Consider the following 14,532-nt stretch of genomic DNA (forward strand, 5'->3'; position numbering starts at 1 on the left):
AGTCTCTATTGTACCCCCCCCCAGGATTTGTCAAGTACTTTTATAAATTTTTGTTAATTTTTTTCCACATTAACCCATTTTTTCCACTCTCTCTCCATTTATAGACTGAAAAAAAACGATGTAGTATGATGAGTATATGGAAACGCAAAATTATGCGGTTCTGAGCAGCTGCGGAAAATACACGTCATTCACTTTTAAGAACCACAGCATAAGATTCAGAACCTCAGCCGCGCTAAAAAAATACACAGAAGTCAAAAAATGTGATTCAGGCTATCTGGTTTTAACCGCGGACTACAAAAATCTCGGTCTAACAGAAGAATACATCGACCTTATTCCAATTCTGAAAGATTTGCATTTTAATGAAAAAGAATTTCTAGAGCCAATAAAGGAAGTGAAAATTGAATACTGAAAAAATCAAGGAACTGGCAGAGAACGCGGAAGTAATCATCTGCGGATATGCATTCTCAAAATGTGAAAACGGATTCTACAAAAACTAAATAAGGAAACAAAATATGAAATTCATTTCGTGGAATGTGAACGGACTTCGAGCCGTGATGGGGAAAAATTTTATGGAGGCGTTCGCCTCGCTCAACGCGGACTTTTTCTGCCTGCAAGAGACAAAGCTCCAGACCGGGCAGATTCAGATGGAGCTTCCGGGCTATCATCAGTTCTGGAACTACGCCGAAAAAAAAGGATATTCAGGAACCGCGATTTTTGCAAAGCACGAGCCGATTTGTGCAAGCTACGGAATCGGAATTGCCGAACACGACACGGAGGGGCGCGTAATCACTCTTGAATACGAGAAATTCTTTCTTGTTACGGTCTACACGCCAAATTCGCAGGACGAGCTTCGCCGACTTGAATACAGAATGAAATGGGAAGACGACTTCCGCGCGTACCTTAAAACGCTAGCGCAAAAAAAAGGCGTGATTGTCTGCGGAGACATGAACGTCGCCCACGAGGAGATCGACATCAAAAATCCAAAGACAAACCGGCACAATGCCGGATTCACGGACGAGGAGCGCGGAAAAATGACAGAGCTGCTTTCATCAGGATTCACCGACAGCTTCCGCCACTTCTACCCCGACACCGCCGAAGTCTACAGCTGGTGGTCGTACAGATTCCACGCCCGCGAAAAGAACACAGGCTGGCGAATCGACTATTTTCTTGTTTCCGACAGCATAAAGGACAAGATGACCGGCGCGAAAATCCACACGGAAATAATGGGAAGCGACCACTGCCCTGTTGAGCTGAATATGAAATTTTAGAAAATACAGTTTGGAATGTTCCTAATTCAAGAAAAGCAATTCTTCCTTAAAGAAAATGAAAAAAAACAAAAAAGCCGCCTTTGGAAAAACCAAAAGCGGCCGTTTTTATGCAGTCTTAAAAGTCAGCATTAGAGGCTTGCGTGGCAAGTGCGGGCAATAACATCGTCCTGCTGTTCCTTTGTAAGGTTGATAAAGCGAACTGCATATCCAGAAACACGGACTGTGAAGTTTGCATATTCTGGCTTGTCAGGGTGAGCCTGGCAGTCCTTGAGCTTTTCAACTCCAAACACGTTAACGTTCAAGTGGTGCGCTCCCTGATCAAAGTATCCGTCCAAAACGTTTACAAGGTTAGAGATGCGCTCGTTCTCGTCGTGTCCAAGAGCGTTCGGGTTGATTGTCTGTGTATTTGAAATTCCGTCCAAAGCATATTTGTAAGGAACTTTTGCAACAGAGTTCAAAGACTTGATAAGACCTTTTGTTTCTGCTCCGTAAGAAGGGTTAGCTCCAGGAGAGAACGGCTCGCCTGCTTTGCGTCCGTCTGGAAGTGCGCCAGTTGCCTTTCCGTATACAACGTTTGAAGTAATTGTAAGGATAGAAGTTGTAGGTTCAGCATCGCGGTATGTGTGGTTCTTTTCAATCTTTGACATGAAAGTTTTAAGAAGCCATGTTGCAATTTCGTCCGCGCGGTCATCATCCTGTCCGTAGCGTGGGAAGTCGCCTTCAATTTCAAAGTCCTTCGCAAGTCCGCTTTCATCACGGATTACTTTTACCTTTGCATACTTGATTGCAGAAAGAGAATCAACTACGTGGCTAAATCCTGCGATTCCAGTTGCAAATGTTCTCTTAAGATATGTGTCTTCAAGAGAAAGTTCTGCAGCCTCATAGTAGTACTTGTCGTGCATATAATGGATTGCGTTCAATGTGTTTACATAAAGACTTGCAAGCCATTCAAGCATAGCATCGTACTTACGCATAACTTCATCATAATCAAGATAATCAGAAGTGATTGGGGCAAATTCTGGACCAACCTGAACTCCCGGTGTAAGACCTGCAGGCTCGTCCTTTCCGCCGTTGATTGCGTAAAGAAGGGCTTTTGCAAGGTTTGCGCGCGCACCAAAGAACTGCATTTCTTTTCCTGTCTGAGTTGCAGAAACACAGCAGCAGATTGAGTAGTCGTCTCCCCAGATTGGGCGCATTACATCATCGTTTTCATACTGAATTGAAGATGTGTCGATAGAAATCTTTGCGGCATAGCGACGGAAGTTTTCAGGAAGTCTCTTTGAATAGAGAACTGTCATGTTTGGCTCTGGGCTTGGTCCCATGTTTTCCAATGTGTGGAGGAAGCGGTAGTCGTTCTTTGTAACCATATCGCGTCCGTCCTGACCAAGACCTGCAACTTCCAATGTAGCCCAAATCGGGTCGCCAGAGAAAAGCTGGTTATACGATTCAATACGTGCAAAGCGAACCATGCGGAACTTCATAACAATGTGGTCAACAAGTTCTTGTGCTTTTTCTTCTGTAAGGATTCCTTTCTTCAAATCGCGCTCAATATAGCAGTCAAGGAATGTAGAAATGCGTCCTACAGACATTGCAGCACCGTTCTGTGTCTTAATTGCGGCAAGGTAGCCAAAGTAAAGCCACTGGAAAGCTTCTTTTGCGTTCTTTGCAGGATTTGAAATGTCATATCCGTAAATCGCAGCCATCGCCTTGATTCCCTTGAGAGCCTTAATCTGCTCAGAAATTTCTTCACGGAGGCGGATAACATCATCTGTCATTGTGCCGTTTCCGCAGTTAGCCTTGTCCTGCTCCTTGCACTGAATAAGATAATCAATACCATAAAGAGCAACACGGCGGTAGTCTCCTACAATGCGTCCGCGTCCATAAGTATCAGGCAAACCAGTAAGAATGTGGGCCTTGCGAGCTTTTCTGATTTCTGGAGTATAAACTTCAAATACAGCGTCTGAGTGAGTCTTGTGATATTCTGTGAAAACTCTGTGGAGCTCAGGATTTGGCTTGTAGCCGTACATTTCAAGGCACTGCTCTGCCATTCTGATTCCGCCGTAAGGCATAAATGCTCTTTTAAGAGGCTTGTCTGTTTGAAGACCTACAACCTGCTCAAGATCTTTTCCTTCCGGGCAGATATATCCAGCCTGATGTGATGTAAGGCTAGTAACAACATCTGTATCCAAATCAAGAACGCCTGATCTTTCCTTTCCGTCAAGACCAACGCACTTCTTATTATGCTCAGCTTTCTGCAACTTCTGGAGCTCATCAAACAACTTGCTTGTGGCAGCTGTAGGACCAGCCAAGAATGACTCATCGCCGCTATACTGAGTATAGTTAGCCTGAATAAAATCGCGAACATTGACTTCGCTTGTCCACAAACCTTTTGGGTTAAAACCTTCCCATTCAGCTCTCATGTTCATTTCAAAACCTCTTTGCATTGAAAAATTCAACTATAATAACTGGAAGCATTATAGACCATTGCTTTTTTTTATGCAATTGCTAAAAAATGCAGTTCCAGTTTCCAATAAATTAATTTGTAATTATTACAATTATGATTATAATACAATTATAAAAAATATCAAGTGATTTTCAAAGATTTCCCTAAAAACAAGCAATAATTCTAAAAAGTTTAAATTTCAAGTTTTGATAAGAACAACAATTTAGTGCCATTGCCGTGCTTGACACCGCGATGTTTGCATAGCAAACTCGGTTAGCAATCTTGCAAAAAAAAGTGTAATAGATTATCGGGTCAAGCCCGATAATGACATTAAATCATAAAACTCGAATTTCAGGCTAAATAAGCTATCAGAAAAAGCGCGTCAATTCGCGAATTCAGCTGCAAAACTCGACATTTTAGTTAAAAAATTAAGTTTCTTCTATATAAATGGCGAATAAACAAAATAATAAAAGTTTTGGCAAAAAATATTGTCGATTTTCATAATTTTTAGTATCTTTATTTACAATAAAATAAAATTTTTAAACTGTCTTTAGATTTTTCAAGGCAGTCAATAAAAATAGGAGTTAGAATCATGGCTAAACAGTTAGTTTACAGTGAAGATGCACGCAAAAAAATGCTGAGCGGAGTTGAACAGATTGCCCGCGCAGTAAAAGTAACATTAGGACCTTGCGGACGCTTGGTTATGCTTGACAAGAAATACGGCGCACCAACAATTACAAAAGACGGTGTTTCAGTTGCAAAAGAAATCGAGCTTAAAGATCCATTTGAAAACATGGGAGCTCAGCTTGTACGCGAAGTTTCCTCAAAGACAAACGATGTAGCAGGAGACGGAACAACAACAGCAACAGTTCTTGCCTATGCAATTGTCCGCGAAGGACTCAAAGCAGTTTCAGCTGGAATGACACCAATTGAAATTAAACGCGGAATAGACAAGGCAACAGCAATCGCAGTTGAGGAAGTAAAAAAGAACAGCCGCGCAGTAAAAGGCAACGAAGACATTACTCATGTAGCTACAATTTCTGCAAACAACGACCCGGAAATTGGTAAAATCCTTGCAGATGCAATTGAAAAAGTCGGAAAAGACGGCGTTATCACAGTTGAAGAATCCAAGAACATGGACACAACTGTAAAAACTGTAGAAGGAATGCAGTTCGACCGCGGATATATTTCTTCTTACTTTGTAAATGACCGCGAGCGCATGGAAGTAAACTACAACGATGCTTACGTTCTCATTTATGATGAAAAAATCAGCACAATGAAAGACCTTCTTCCTGTTCTTGAAAAAGTTGCCCAGACAGGAAAGCCTTTAATCATCATTTCAGAAGACCTTGACGGTGAAGCTCTTGCAACTTTGGTTGTAAACTCAATCCGCGGAACTCTCAAATGCTGCGCTGTAAAAGCACCAGGATTTGGCGACAGAAGAAAGGAAATGCTTCAGGACATCGCAATCCTCACAGGCGGAAAAGTAATCACAAAAGACTTGGGACTTAAGCTTGAATCAACAGAACTTGCAGACCTTGGACAGGTTAAATCTGTAAAAATCGACAAAGACAATACAACTTTGGTTGACGGAGCCGGAGACAAAAAGGCAATCGCTGACCGTGTTGCAGAAATCAAGAATCAGATTGAAAAATCAACTTCTGACTACGACAAGGAAAAGCTCAAGGAACGCCTTGCAAAACTTTCTGGCGGTGTAGCTGTAATCAACATCGGCGCAATCACAGAAACAGAAATGAAGGAAAAGAAATTCCGTGTTGAAGATACTCTCGCAGCAACAAGAGCAGCTTTGGAAGAAGGAATTGTTTCCGGCGGCGGACTTGCACTCATCGAAGCAAGCAAAGTTCTTGATGCAGAAAAAGAAAATCTTACTGGAGACGAAAAAGTTGGTTTCCAGATTATAAAAAGAGCATTGGAAGAGCCTATCCGCCAGATTGCAGAAAACGCAGGTGTAGACGGAGCTGTAATCGCTGACAAAGCAAAGGCAGAAAAGAAAGGTGTTGGCTACAATGCCGCTACAGGCGAATGGGTAGACATGATGGAAGCTGGAATCATTGACCCGGCAAAGGTTACAAGATGCGCTCTCCAGAACGCTGCTTCTGTAGCTGGAATGCTGCTCACAACAGAATGCGCTATCACAGATATTCCTGAACCTCCAGCACCAGCTGCTCCACAGGCGGGCATGGATGGAATGGGCGGAATGTACTAATAGCAATTCCAAACTTTAAAGCTAAAAATGCGGCTGCGACCAATAACGGTTGCGGCCGTTTTTTGTTTTAAATAAAACAGATTTCGTGATAGAATGTATTATTGTAAATTACTCTTATTTTTGGAGAACGGACTATGCAGACAGCCACAAAGACACCTTGGGATTTTTTAAGCAAATACAAAGACAGCGACTTTTCAGGGGAATGGCCCACAGTTCCCGAAATGTTTTTTATAACAGCAAAACGATTTCCAAAAAAATCTTGCTTTACAGATTTTGAAGGCGAAGGCGGCTCAAAAAACACACTTTCATATTCACAGGTAGAACAAAAAGTCAAAGAGCTTGCTTCCTGGTTCATAGAAAATGGAATCCAAAAAGGTGACAGAATTGCGGTAAGCGGAAAAAATTCCCCTCAATGGGGACTCGTGTTCCTTGCATCTCTTGCCGCTGGAGCTACAATCTGCCCTATGGATTACGCTCTACACGAAGAAGAAATCAAAAATCTTTTGAACACAGCCAAGCCAAAATACTTTTTTGTTGACGAAGAAAAATTTCCAGCGTTTGACACGAAAAATGCTGAGCACAAAGTTTATTCGCTCAGTCCAAAGTTTTCAGAAAAATACGTTTATACATTAAAACCAAATTCAACTGAACATGATTTCCACAGCGCAAAAGAAGATGACCTTGCGGCAATTCTTTTTACAAGCGGAACAACAGGAAATCCAAAAGGCGTAATGCTCACCCACAAAAATCTTGTAAGCGACGCATATATCGCGCAAACCCGCATGGACATTTTTTCAACCGATGTCTTTTACGCGCTACTTCCGATTCATCACGCTTACACAATGCAGGCGGTTTTCATAGAAAGCCTTTCTGTAGGAGCTGAAATTGTATTCGGAAAAAGCATGGCTGTTTCCAGACTTATGAAAGAACTTCGCGAAGGACAAATCACAATGCTGCTCGGAGTTCCGCTTTTGTTCAATAAGCTGCTTGCAGGAATCATGAAAGGAATCAAGGCAAAAGGTCCTTTAGTAAACGGCGCAATTCATGCCATGATGTGGATTTCCTACGTAATAAAAAAAGTTTTCAAAGTAAATCCCGGCAAGACGCTTTTTAAAAGCGTGCTGAAACAGGCAAATATTCAGTCGCTAAGAATTGCAATTTGCGGCGGCGGACCACTTGCTTCAAGTGTATTTAAAATCTACAACGAAATGGGAATCGACTTTGTGCAAGGCTACGGACTTACAGAAACAAGCCCGATTATCGCATTGAACCCGATAAGCCGCTTTAAAATTGAAAGTGTCGGCCAGTATTTCTTTCCGTACATGGAAATGAAAATCCTTGAGCCTTCAGCAGATGGAATCGGAGAAGTAGCAGTAAAAGGCCCTATGGTTTTTAAAGGCTACTATAATATGGAAGAAGAAACCGCAAAAGTCTTTACTCCAGACGGATTCTTTAAAACCGGCGACCTTGGAAAACTAGACAGCGAAGGCTACCTTATTCTTGCAGGACGCGTAAAAAACATGATTGTTACAGAAGGCGGCAAAAACGTTTACCCGGAAGAAATTGAAAATGCCTTCCAGCTTTTTACAGACATAGCGCAAATCACAGTGCGTGGCTACATCGCAGACAAAGCAACAAAAAGCGAGCAAATCGAAGCGCTTGTCTATGCCAGCGACGACCTTTTTTCAAAACTGAATATAAACAGAGAATCCTCTCCGCTAGACGAATCAGTAAAATCAGAAGTTGAAAAAATAATTTCAAAAGTAAACAAGGAGCTTCAGCCTTACGCCCGCATCTCAAAAATCACAATGCTAGAGCATCCCCTCGAAATGACCACCACCCAAAAAGTAAAACGAGGAAAAATATCTGGCAATGAATAAAAGCACCTTATATCATGCAAGCAGAGAAATTGTGCAGTTCCCGGAAATCCGGAAAAGTTTATACACAAAAGATTTTTCCTGGGGATTCTATTGCACAAATAACTGGAAACAAGCCGTCCGCTGGGCAAACAGAAACAATGAAAAGCCTGTCATCAATTTTTTTGATTACACGCCTGATGAATCCCTTTCGATTTTAAAATTCACCGAAATGAATGATGAATGGCTTGAGTTTATCGCCCACTGCCGAAGCGGAAAAACTCACAATTACGATATTGTAGAAGGACCGATGGCAAACGACACAGTTTGGAATTATGTTAACGATTTTATTAAAGGCACAATTACAAAAAAACAGTTTTGGGTGCTTGCAGAATTCAAGCAGCCTACACACCAAATAAGCTTCCATACATTGTCAGCATTAAATTGCCTTAATTTCCAAAAAAGCGAGATTGTATATGACCGAAGAACAGAGGAATGATTTTTTTTATGTTTGCGCGCTGATTGAATTTATTGCTAGAAAAACAAAGAACCGCCGCGGAATTGTTGTTAATGCGCTTGGAAAAAAAGGCGTTCACAAGCAACTCTATGCCGCGCCTGTAAATCACTGCCTCTCGTTTGAGCAAGTAAGCGATGAAATAATCCGGGATTACAAAATTCCAGATGGCGACTTTGAAACTGTAAAAAACTGCAAGTACACGTTGCCTGAATTTCAGGACATAGGAAAGCTTTACTGTATAATGATAGAAGACCTTGCCGCTCCAGGAACAGAAGAAGAAACTTTAATCAAAGTGTTCAATTCGTTTATAAGCGACCAAATTTCAAACTTTAACACAGACCTTTACTATCAGAATCCAAGCTATCTTGAAGAATCCTACAAGGCAGGAAGACTGCTAGAATAAACTATAGCTTTTATAAACAAAAAAGCCGTGCCAGATTTTGCATTTAAATGCGCTTTCCTGCACGGCATTTGTTTTTTAGATTTTTATGAAAAAGCTAAATGAGATTATTTTTCTCCCTGATAATTTGGATCTTCATAAAAGGTATTAACCCAACTTGAAAGATCTCTTTCCCAGTCCATCATCGCCATGTAGCCGTCATAATCATCATATATTTTTTCTGTGGCTTTAGCTTTAATAGGTGTGTTAAAAAGCTCATACGCTCTTTTATAATTTTCTTTTTTTAGAGCTTTTTCAGCGTTATCATTTTTTTTCGCCATCTCCTGAAGATAAGGTTCATTTGGAATCTTGGCTGGTCTTTTTGATTTATAGTTTTTTATATTACGTGGACCTGTATCCATATTCATATTAAAACCAGGCAAGTTAGGCATTTCTTCTTTTTCAGTTGATTCTGCTGACTGCTGCGAATTGTTGTTTCCGCCCACTCTGTCTCCAAGTCCTTTTACAATGTTTTTCCATTTCTGACCAAAACAAGCAGAGGCGGCAACCATGAGCAAAACCAATACGACTGTTGATTTTCTTGATAACTTCATATTTACTCCTTCTAATAAAGTACGGATATTGTAACATCAGGATAACAAATTATCAAAATTAAGAGAAATACTTTATCTTAGAACATAAATCGCTTTGCCAGTAACATTCTGCGCAGAATCAGCAACAAAGACATTGCCGACAAATGAGCCTCCTGAATTTGATTTTGAAATGGTTTCCAAAATAATTCCATTGGCACCAATTTTTCCAGCCTGTTTTTTCAACTCCGCAATTGCATAATTCAAACTTCCTTGGTCGGTAAAACCGGAATCACTGGAAGCAGTTACAATTCCAATTACTTCATAATCTTCTGGAGGTTCTGTATATATAGAAATCCTGTCAGGATTTACAGAAGACCTCTTTTTGCCAGTAACAAAAGCCGTTCCGCTTGCACAAGAAAATAATACAAAGCAAACAAACAGCAAAGTAAAAAGTGAAATCAGTTTTTTCATTTTTAATTTCCTTAAGTCTAAAAAATCTTAAACACAGATTTTTCTTCTTTTCCGTTACGGATATATTTTATTTCCACAGAATCATCTGCAGACAATTTTGAAGTAACAGAACGATAGGTATCAACATTAAGAATATTTTCGCCGTTGATTTCAATAATCACATCACCTCTTGAAAGATTAGCGAAAAAAGCCGGGGAGTTTTCATATACAACATCCACACATATACCTGTATTTCTTTGAAGCTTTATTCTATCTGCTGAATCAAGATTTCTAAATTCAATTCCTATTTTAGAAACTTTTATATAAGACTGATTATAAGGAACAAAGAAATAAACATCATAATTATAACGATTAACAGAATATGAATTTGTAATATATGATGTTGTATTATAAGAATGCATATATCCATTAGAATCAGTATAATAATGATTATTTATTAATGGTACAGAATAAATTCCATTTCTTGTATCTGTATATTTTTTACTATAAATTGCAACTCTTGCGCCTTTTTGTTTGCAAAAATAAGTGATTTCATTCTGTAAGCAATCTTCTCCCCCTGCTCCATTTTCATCAGGACCATTCCAAGCAGAATATCCTATAACCTGAAAATAGTTTGAACGCATAAAATACAAATCCGACTGAATATCATCTGAACAAAAAACTTTTGGTGTTTCATTTTCAGCAAGCCTACACTCTTCAGGAACAGATTCTATTGGTTGCAGTTCTGTGTAAAACTTAGCAACACTAGTTGTTGAGGCACAACTAATCAACAGCATTACATTAAGCAAAAAAATTAAATCTACAAATATTGTTTTTTTCATTTTTAATCTCCTTGAATAATAATATCACATTTTTTTGAATTCATTAAGTCTTAACTGAATCTCTTCGTTAGTCATAATTCGGTTTTCATTGACATTTGCTTGTACAAACCAATCTGGAATAGCTTCCCTTTGACTTATATTTCCCATGCACAAAAGAGATTCTTTATCTTCTGAAATATAACTGAAAAAGCAATTCTGGCATTTGGAAAATCTAACAAAAGTTATTATTTGCAACGCATTTTTAATTTCAGAGGATTGGATTACTCAATAACTTTTTTATATATAAATTTTTTATTGGTTGATTTTATCTGAGTAACAAGTTTTTCTTTTTCAAAAGAAATGAATAATATTTCTTTATAATTTTCTAAATCAGTTCCGTCTGTATAAAGCCATTCATTATTAAAATTCTTAAATTCTTCAAAGAACAGAACAATTATATTTTTCTTTTTTAATGCTTTACCACGAAAACCTTTTACTAAATTTGAATTCTTAAACTCAAGAGTAAAATCTCCATACTCACTGAATTCAAGAATTCTATTACTGTCTTCCCATTTTCCATATATAGAATTAGACTTATTGCAAGAGAACAAAAAAAAAGGAAATAAGAAAAACAGCAATATAAAAACTTTATTCATTTACAGTATTTTGAATTACAGGAACAGGAGACAACATATAATTTTGATTTTTCTTTGGGCCATAAACCCACAGCAAAGAAGGCCACCAAAGCAATAGACCACATACTAAATTAACACCTTTGACTTCTTTATTTAATTCTGTATACAAATCTTTATATCCATCTTTTTTTATTACAACATCTGGATTTTCCCATACAGCATTACTTAATTTTATCCGAGCTGGAGTTGTTCCTATTTCTTCTCCATCTATATAGACTGTTGCACCGTCAACATCGGTATTAAAATTAACCCTTGTTGATGAAACACAAGATGAACACATAACAACTAATGTTAAGCCTGAAATAAAGCTTACAAAAAAATTCTTAAACTTCATTTTTTACTCCTTAATTCAATAAAGTTAAAGACAGTGTACCCCCCCCGGCACTTTGTCAAGAAGAAAAATGAGTTTAAATTGTTTTTTACAACACATCATCCAAGGCATTAAAACCTTCAATTGCATTTTCAAAACCGTATTCAATCCAGATGTATGCCTTGCTTGTAATATATGTTGCTTCTGTTTTTACTCCTATAGAAATTGTTATCAATCCATCGAATTTCTCAAACTTTTCTTCATCAGTAGACCAATGAGCCTCGCAAATTCTTGAGCCTTCCGCAATTGTTAACATCCAGCTATCTTGTTTTAATTTATATGGAAGCACATCATCTGAAACAATCTCATCAACTATCTCGAACTTTCCATATTTGCGTTCAAGCGGAGAAAGAAGTTTTGCAAATTCCTGTTTAACTTCTGTTCCGTAATCGTTTGTCCGAATTTCGCGGCTTATTCCTTTTATATAGTACAAACCTTCTGTTTCGCTAATCCAGACAACGTAGCCTTCAAAAAGCGGATGTGATTTTACTGGCTGAATGTAATATCTGTCATCAGAAATATATTCCGGCTCGTTTCCGCCGCAGGCTTTTGTAACGTCTTCAATCGTCATTCCCATATCCAGCCCGAACGGACCTGCAAAAACAGAAAATGAACAGATAAGCAGAAATGTAAAAATTGAAAATAGTTTTCTCATATTTAAAATCTCCTCATAATATATGCTCTTTGAACAGCCTCTGTTGCTTTCCAACCAAAATGACTATCATTGTATCTTTGGGCTTCATCATCAAACATAACATTATTACTTTTCAGAATAATATTAAATACTTCCCTAAAATTCGGTTTTAACACAAGCGGCAAAACAATTCCACATCGCATAAAGTCATTACTTTCTTTGCAACCAAAAACACAATCCTCACAAAAGTAAGTCGGAACATAACTACGTAATTTTGGGCAAAAAACAATTCCGCCACGGCAAATTTTTAGCTTTAATCCGTAATTCAAAAGAATTTCTTTTCTTTCTTGAATCATGCGACTGTCATCATCATAAACAATTTTCATATTGCAAGGATTTTTTAATGCGGCTCTAACTTCTTCTTTTGATTCGAATGTTTTGCCTGACAAATCTATTTCAATGCAAGAAATTCTATGTTCCTTGATTTTATTGAGTTTTTTCTCGTCAACCGCATGGCTTACAAGAATTTCCACCATGAAAGGTCTACCTTTTACAATAGCAAAAGCATCTGGAATTATATCGCCTAAAGATTTTTCAAGTTCAACTTTATCTGCAGAATGAAATTCAATTTTTCCACTTCTTGGAATAGGCACTCTCCCTTCTTCTGCGACAATTTCTTTTGCAAGAATATGAAGTGCAGTCTGAGAGCAGTTTATGCTGTCGTTTCCGCTTGCGTGTGCAAAGTGATGAATTTTTTTTTCTCCGTGCCTTGCAACAAGCTCGCCGCCACATTCTTTGCAAAAGCAACCGCAGTTTTTTCCGTTCGGAACTTCATCGATATATACATTTTTTCCAGATTTATTCACAGCCATCAGGATATAGTTTTTGTTCATTATATTTTCCCCTCATCGTGCCAGATTTTCATCATTCCGCTATAAAACGTCGGAATTTCCCATTTTTCGGTCTGCTCGATTTTTGTTTCCGATATGGATTTCAGGAGTTTCAATGAGACTTCCTGCTTTACCTGTTTTTTTGACGCGTTGTCGGCTTCAAATGTTCCGTAGCCTTCAAGAATCGCCTTGCAGTTCCAGATTGGATTTCCGTTTTCATCGTGGTATTCGTTGAATTCGTAGCGCACTTCCATAATAATTTTTTTCTGGAAAAGCTCATGAAGCGTGCTTGCCGGATTCGTGTAGTCAAGATTCTTGAACTGCCGTTTTATCTCTTCCTGAATAAGAAACTGATAGGCTTTTTTTTCCGCATCAAGTTTTGCCTGAGCGATTCCGTCGCCAGTTCCTGTGAATTTATTTTCTCCGATTTGAATTCCATATTCATGCTTCCCTGTTTTAGGATTTTTTGATGTGCTTCCAAAGCCTCCAAATCCAATTCCTGCATTAAAAAGATTGTCCGGCAGCATATCTTCAGAATTGTCTGTCTGCCACGCACGAGGATAATAGCAGGGTTCTCCGAATCCAAGCCTATTGGATTTTTCCTTTACAAACAAAGTCAGATAGCCGTTTGCAGTTTCCATATCAAGCATTGTCCGGCAGACTTTTTCAAGCTGTTCATAGTTCCAGTTGCAGTCAGCGGCAACCGCCCCGATTATCGCCTCGAATAAATCTTCGTTCACGGATTTGCTCTTGTACACCTCATTTTTTTCGTCACTTTTTCCAAGATAGAGAAACTTTGAAAACCCAATGTTATACATACAGCGCGCAAGACTTTCTTTGCTCACAAGAATCGATTTCAGTTTTGTAAGCTCGCCCTCGTTTTTTTCTGAGACAAGCTCATTGTTGAGAATTCTTGAAAATCTTTTGTACATCATCTTCGTAACAAAAAAATCAAGAATTTCATCTCCGTAGAATTCAAGAACCTCGTTGTTCTGAACTTCCGGATGCTCCTCCGAATAAGATCTGCGCGTAAAAGCCTGTTCAAGCAGCTTCAAATTTTTAAACTGATAGTTTATGCTAGTTTGGACAAAGTCAATGTCCAGTCTGTTCATAAAAATGCCCCTAAAAATAAATTTAGGCACAATAATCCTGTATGCATGAGAAAATAAAAATGTCTGAATGATTAGGATTTAAGAAAACTGGAAATAAGAGAACTAAGAAGAATCTGTTTGCTACGCTCAACTTGCATCAAGACATGACAACCAAACTGATTTTAGAAAAATTATTTTCTGTTTTGCTTGTGCCTATAGTTTTCATTCTATGAGAAAAATGGAAATTGTCAAGGAGAAAATGCATAAAATAACAATATAGCCCGAATGTCGAGTTTTG

Annotated in this window: 16 protein-coding genes; 7 read left to right on the forward strand and 9 right to left on the reverse strand. The window is 38.5% G+C overall.

The annotated features are described in order from the left end of the window. The first annotated feature begins 136 nt into the window (after positions 1 to 136). Genes B3209_RS00140 through B3209_RS00145 form a run of 3 tightly spaced genes read left to right on the forward strand, consistent with a single transcriptional unit; the run spans position 137 to position 1,268 of the window. Positions 137 to 409: a DUF7724 family protein gene (locus B3209_RS00140; RefSeq protein WP_296664592.1), complete on the forward strand. Its 273-nt coding sequence runs from the start codon at positions 137 to 139 to the stop codon at positions 407 to 409. Next, complete coding sequence (locus B3209_RS11765; protein WP_422664291.1) at positions 399 to 497, forward strand: DUF7723 family protein; 99 nt, start codon at positions 399 to 401, stop codon at positions 495 to 497. Before B3209_RS00140 ends, B3209_RS11765 begins: the two co-directional genes overlap by 11 nt. A 15-nt stretch (positions 498 to 512) precedes the next feature. Further along, on the forward strand, positions 513 to 1,268 hold the full coding sequence (locus B3209_RS00145) for an exodeoxyribonuclease III (RefSeq protein WP_296664589.1): 756 nt from the start codon (positions 513 to 515) through the stop codon (positions 1,266 to 1,268). Positions 1,269 to 1,396: 128 nt separating this feature from the next. Here B3209_RS00145 and pflB read toward each other — a convergent pair whose 3' ends face one another. After that, entirely contained in the window at positions 1,397 to 3,694 is a 2,298-nt protein-coding gene (pflB, locus tag B3209_RS00150; RefSeq protein ID WP_294015583.1) for a formate C-acetyltransferase, read from the reverse strand. Positions 3,695 to 4,303: 609 nt separating this feature from the next. On the opposite strand from pflB, the gene groL reads away from it, so the two are divergent. The 4 genes from groL to B3209_RS00170 all read left to right on the forward strand — a co-directional run bounded on the left by groL (position 4,304) and on the right by B3209_RS00170 (position 8,714). Further along, positions 4,304 to 5,938: a chaperonin GroEL gene (gene groL, locus B3209_RS00155; protein WP_296029856.1), complete on the forward strand. Its 1,635-nt coding sequence runs from the start codon at positions 4,304 to 4,306 to the stop codon at positions 5,936 to 5,938. A gap of 134 nt (positions 5,939 to 6,072) precedes the next feature. Continuing rightward, on the forward strand, positions 6,073 to 7,818 hold the full coding sequence (locus B3209_RS00160; protein WP_296664586.1) for an AMP-dependent synthetase/ligase: 1,746 nt from the start codon (positions 6,073 to 6,075) through the stop codon (positions 7,816 to 7,818). Continuing rightward, a complete protein-coding gene (locus B3209_RS00165) occupies positions 7,811 to 8,293 on the forward strand; it encodes a DUF3990 domain-containing protein (protein ID WP_296664584.1) in 483 nt (160 codons plus the stop codon). The genes B3209_RS00160 and B3209_RS00165 overlap by 8 nt, the downstream gene beginning before the upstream one ends. Further along, on the forward strand, positions 8,271 to 8,714 hold the full coding sequence (locus B3209_RS00170) for a hypothetical protein (protein WP_296689268.1): 444 nt from the start codon (positions 8,271 to 8,273) through the stop codon (positions 8,712 to 8,714). Before B3209_RS00165 ends, B3209_RS00170 begins: the two co-directional genes overlap by 23 nt. A gap of 104 nt (positions 8,715 to 8,818) precedes the next feature. On the opposite strand, the gene B3209_RS00175 is transcribed toward B3209_RS00170, so the two are convergent. From B3209_RS00175 to B3209_RS00210, 8 genes are all read right to left on the reverse strand, one after another. Next, complete coding sequence (locus B3209_RS00175; RefSeq protein ID WP_296664580.1) at positions 8,819 to 9,304, reverse strand: hypothetical protein; 486 nt, start codon at positions 9,302 to 9,304, stop codon at positions 8,819 to 8,821. Between the two features lie 72 nt (positions 9,305 to 9,376). Next, complete coding sequence (locus tag B3209_RS00180) at positions 9,377 to 9,754, reverse strand: hypothetical protein (protein WP_296664578.1); 378 nt, start codon at positions 9,752 to 9,754, stop codon at positions 9,377 to 9,379. 17 nt (positions 9,755 to 9,771) lie between these two features. Beyond that, positions 9,772 to 10,575, reverse strand: coding sequence for a PDZ domain-containing protein (locus tag B3209_RS00185; protein WP_296664576.1), 804 nt, complete (start codon positions 10,573 to 10,575; stop codon positions 9,772 to 9,774). A gap of 260 nt (positions 10,576 to 10,835) precedes the next feature. After that, positions 10,836 to 11,210, reverse strand: coding sequence for a hypothetical protein (locus tag B3209_RS00190; RefSeq protein ID WP_296664574.1), 375 nt, complete (start codon positions 11,208 to 11,210; stop codon positions 10,836 to 10,838). Further along, entirely contained in the window at positions 11,203 to 11,583 is a 381-nt protein-coding gene (locus B3209_RS00195) for a PEGA domain-containing protein (RefSeq protein WP_296664572.1), read from the reverse strand. The genes B3209_RS00190 and B3209_RS00195 overlap by 8 nt, the downstream gene beginning before the upstream one ends. Before the next feature lie 85 nt (positions 11,584 to 11,668). Continuing rightward, the gene (locus B3209_RS00200) at positions 11,669 to 12,274 is read right to left on the reverse strand and encodes a hypothetical protein (RefSeq protein ID WP_296664570.1); all 606 of its coding nucleotides are present in this window, start codon (positions 12,272 to 12,274) and stop codon (positions 11,669 to 11,671) included. A gap of 2 nt (positions 12,275 to 12,276) precedes the next feature. Continuing rightward, positions 12,277 to 13,146, reverse strand: coding sequence for a competence protein CoiA family protein (locus tag B3209_RS00205; protein WP_296664568.1), 870 nt, complete (start codon positions 13,144 to 13,146; stop codon positions 12,277 to 12,279). Further along, complete coding sequence (locus B3209_RS00210; protein WP_295800120.1) at positions 13,146 to 14,255, reverse strand: ribonuclease III domain-containing protein; 1,110 nt, start codon at positions 14,253 to 14,255, stop codon at positions 13,146 to 13,148. Before B3209_RS00210 ends, B3209_RS00205 begins: the two co-directional genes overlap by 1 nt. Positions 14,256 to 14,532: the final 277 nt, after the last annotated feature.

The sequence above is a fragment of the Treponema sp. UBA6852 genome, assembly GCA_002449305.1.
Taxonomy (GTDB): Bacteria; Spirochaetota; Spirochaetia; order Treponematales; family Treponemataceae; genus Treponema_D.

Bases quoted from the DNA above. Each gene is read 5' to 3' on its own strand.
- B3209_RS00140 (WP_296664592.1), top strand. From the start codon at position 137: ATGGAAACGCAAAATTATGCGGTTCTGAGCAGCTGCGGAAAATACACG.
- B3209_RS00145 (WP_296664589.1), top strand. From the start codon at position 513: ATGAAATTCATTTCGTGGAATGTGAACGGACTTCGAGCCGTGATGGGG.
- pflB (WP_294015583.1), bottom strand. From the start codon at position 3,694: ATGAACATGAGAGCTGAATGGGAAGGTTTTAACCCAAAAGGTTTGTGG.
- groL (WP_296029856.1), top strand. From the start codon at position 4,304: ATGGCTAAACAGTTAGTTTACAGTGAAGATGCACGCAAAAAAATGCTG.
- B3209_RS00160 (WP_296664586.1), top strand. From the start codon at position 6,073: ATGCAGACAGCCACAAAGACACCTTGGGATTTTTTAAGCAAATACAAA.
- B3209_RS00165 (WP_296664584.1), top strand. From the start codon at position 7,811: ATGAATAAAAGCACCTTATATCATGCAAGCAGAGAAATTGTGCAGTTC.
- B3209_RS00170 (WP_296689268.1), top strand. From the start codon at position 8,271: ATGACCGAAGAACAGAGGAATGATTTTTTTTATGTTTGCGCGCTGATT.
- B3209_RS00175 (WP_296664580.1), bottom strand. From the start codon at position 9,304: ATGAAGTTATCAAGAAAATCAACAGTCGTATTGGTTTTGCTCATGGTT.
- B3209_RS00180 (WP_296664578.1), bottom strand. From the start codon at position 9,754: ATGAAAAAACTGATTTCACTTTTTACTTTGCTGTTTGTTTGCTTTGTA.
- B3209_RS00185 (WP_296664576.1), bottom strand. From the start codon at position 10,575: ATGAAAAAAACAATATTTGTAGATTTAATTTTTTTGCTTAATGTAATG.
- B3209_RS00190 (WP_296664574.1), bottom strand. From the start codon at position 11,210: ATGAATAAAGTTTTTATATTGCTGTTTTTCTTATTTCCTTTTTTTTTG.
- B3209_RS00195 (WP_296664572.1), bottom strand. From the start codon at position 11,583: ATGAAGTTTAAGAATTTTTTTGTAAGCTTTATTTCAGGCTTAACATTA.
- B3209_RS00200 (WP_296664570.1), bottom strand. From the start codon at position 12,274: ATGAGAAAACTATTTTCAATTTTTACATTTCTGCTTATCTGTTCATTT.
- B3209_RS00205 (WP_296664568.1), bottom strand. From the start codon at position 13,146: ATGAACAAAAACTATATCCTGATGGCTGTGAATAAATCTGGAAAAAAT.
- B3209_RS00210 (WP_295800120.1), bottom strand. From the start codon at position 14,255: ATGAACAGACTGGACATTGACTTTGTCCAAACTAGCATAAACTATCAG.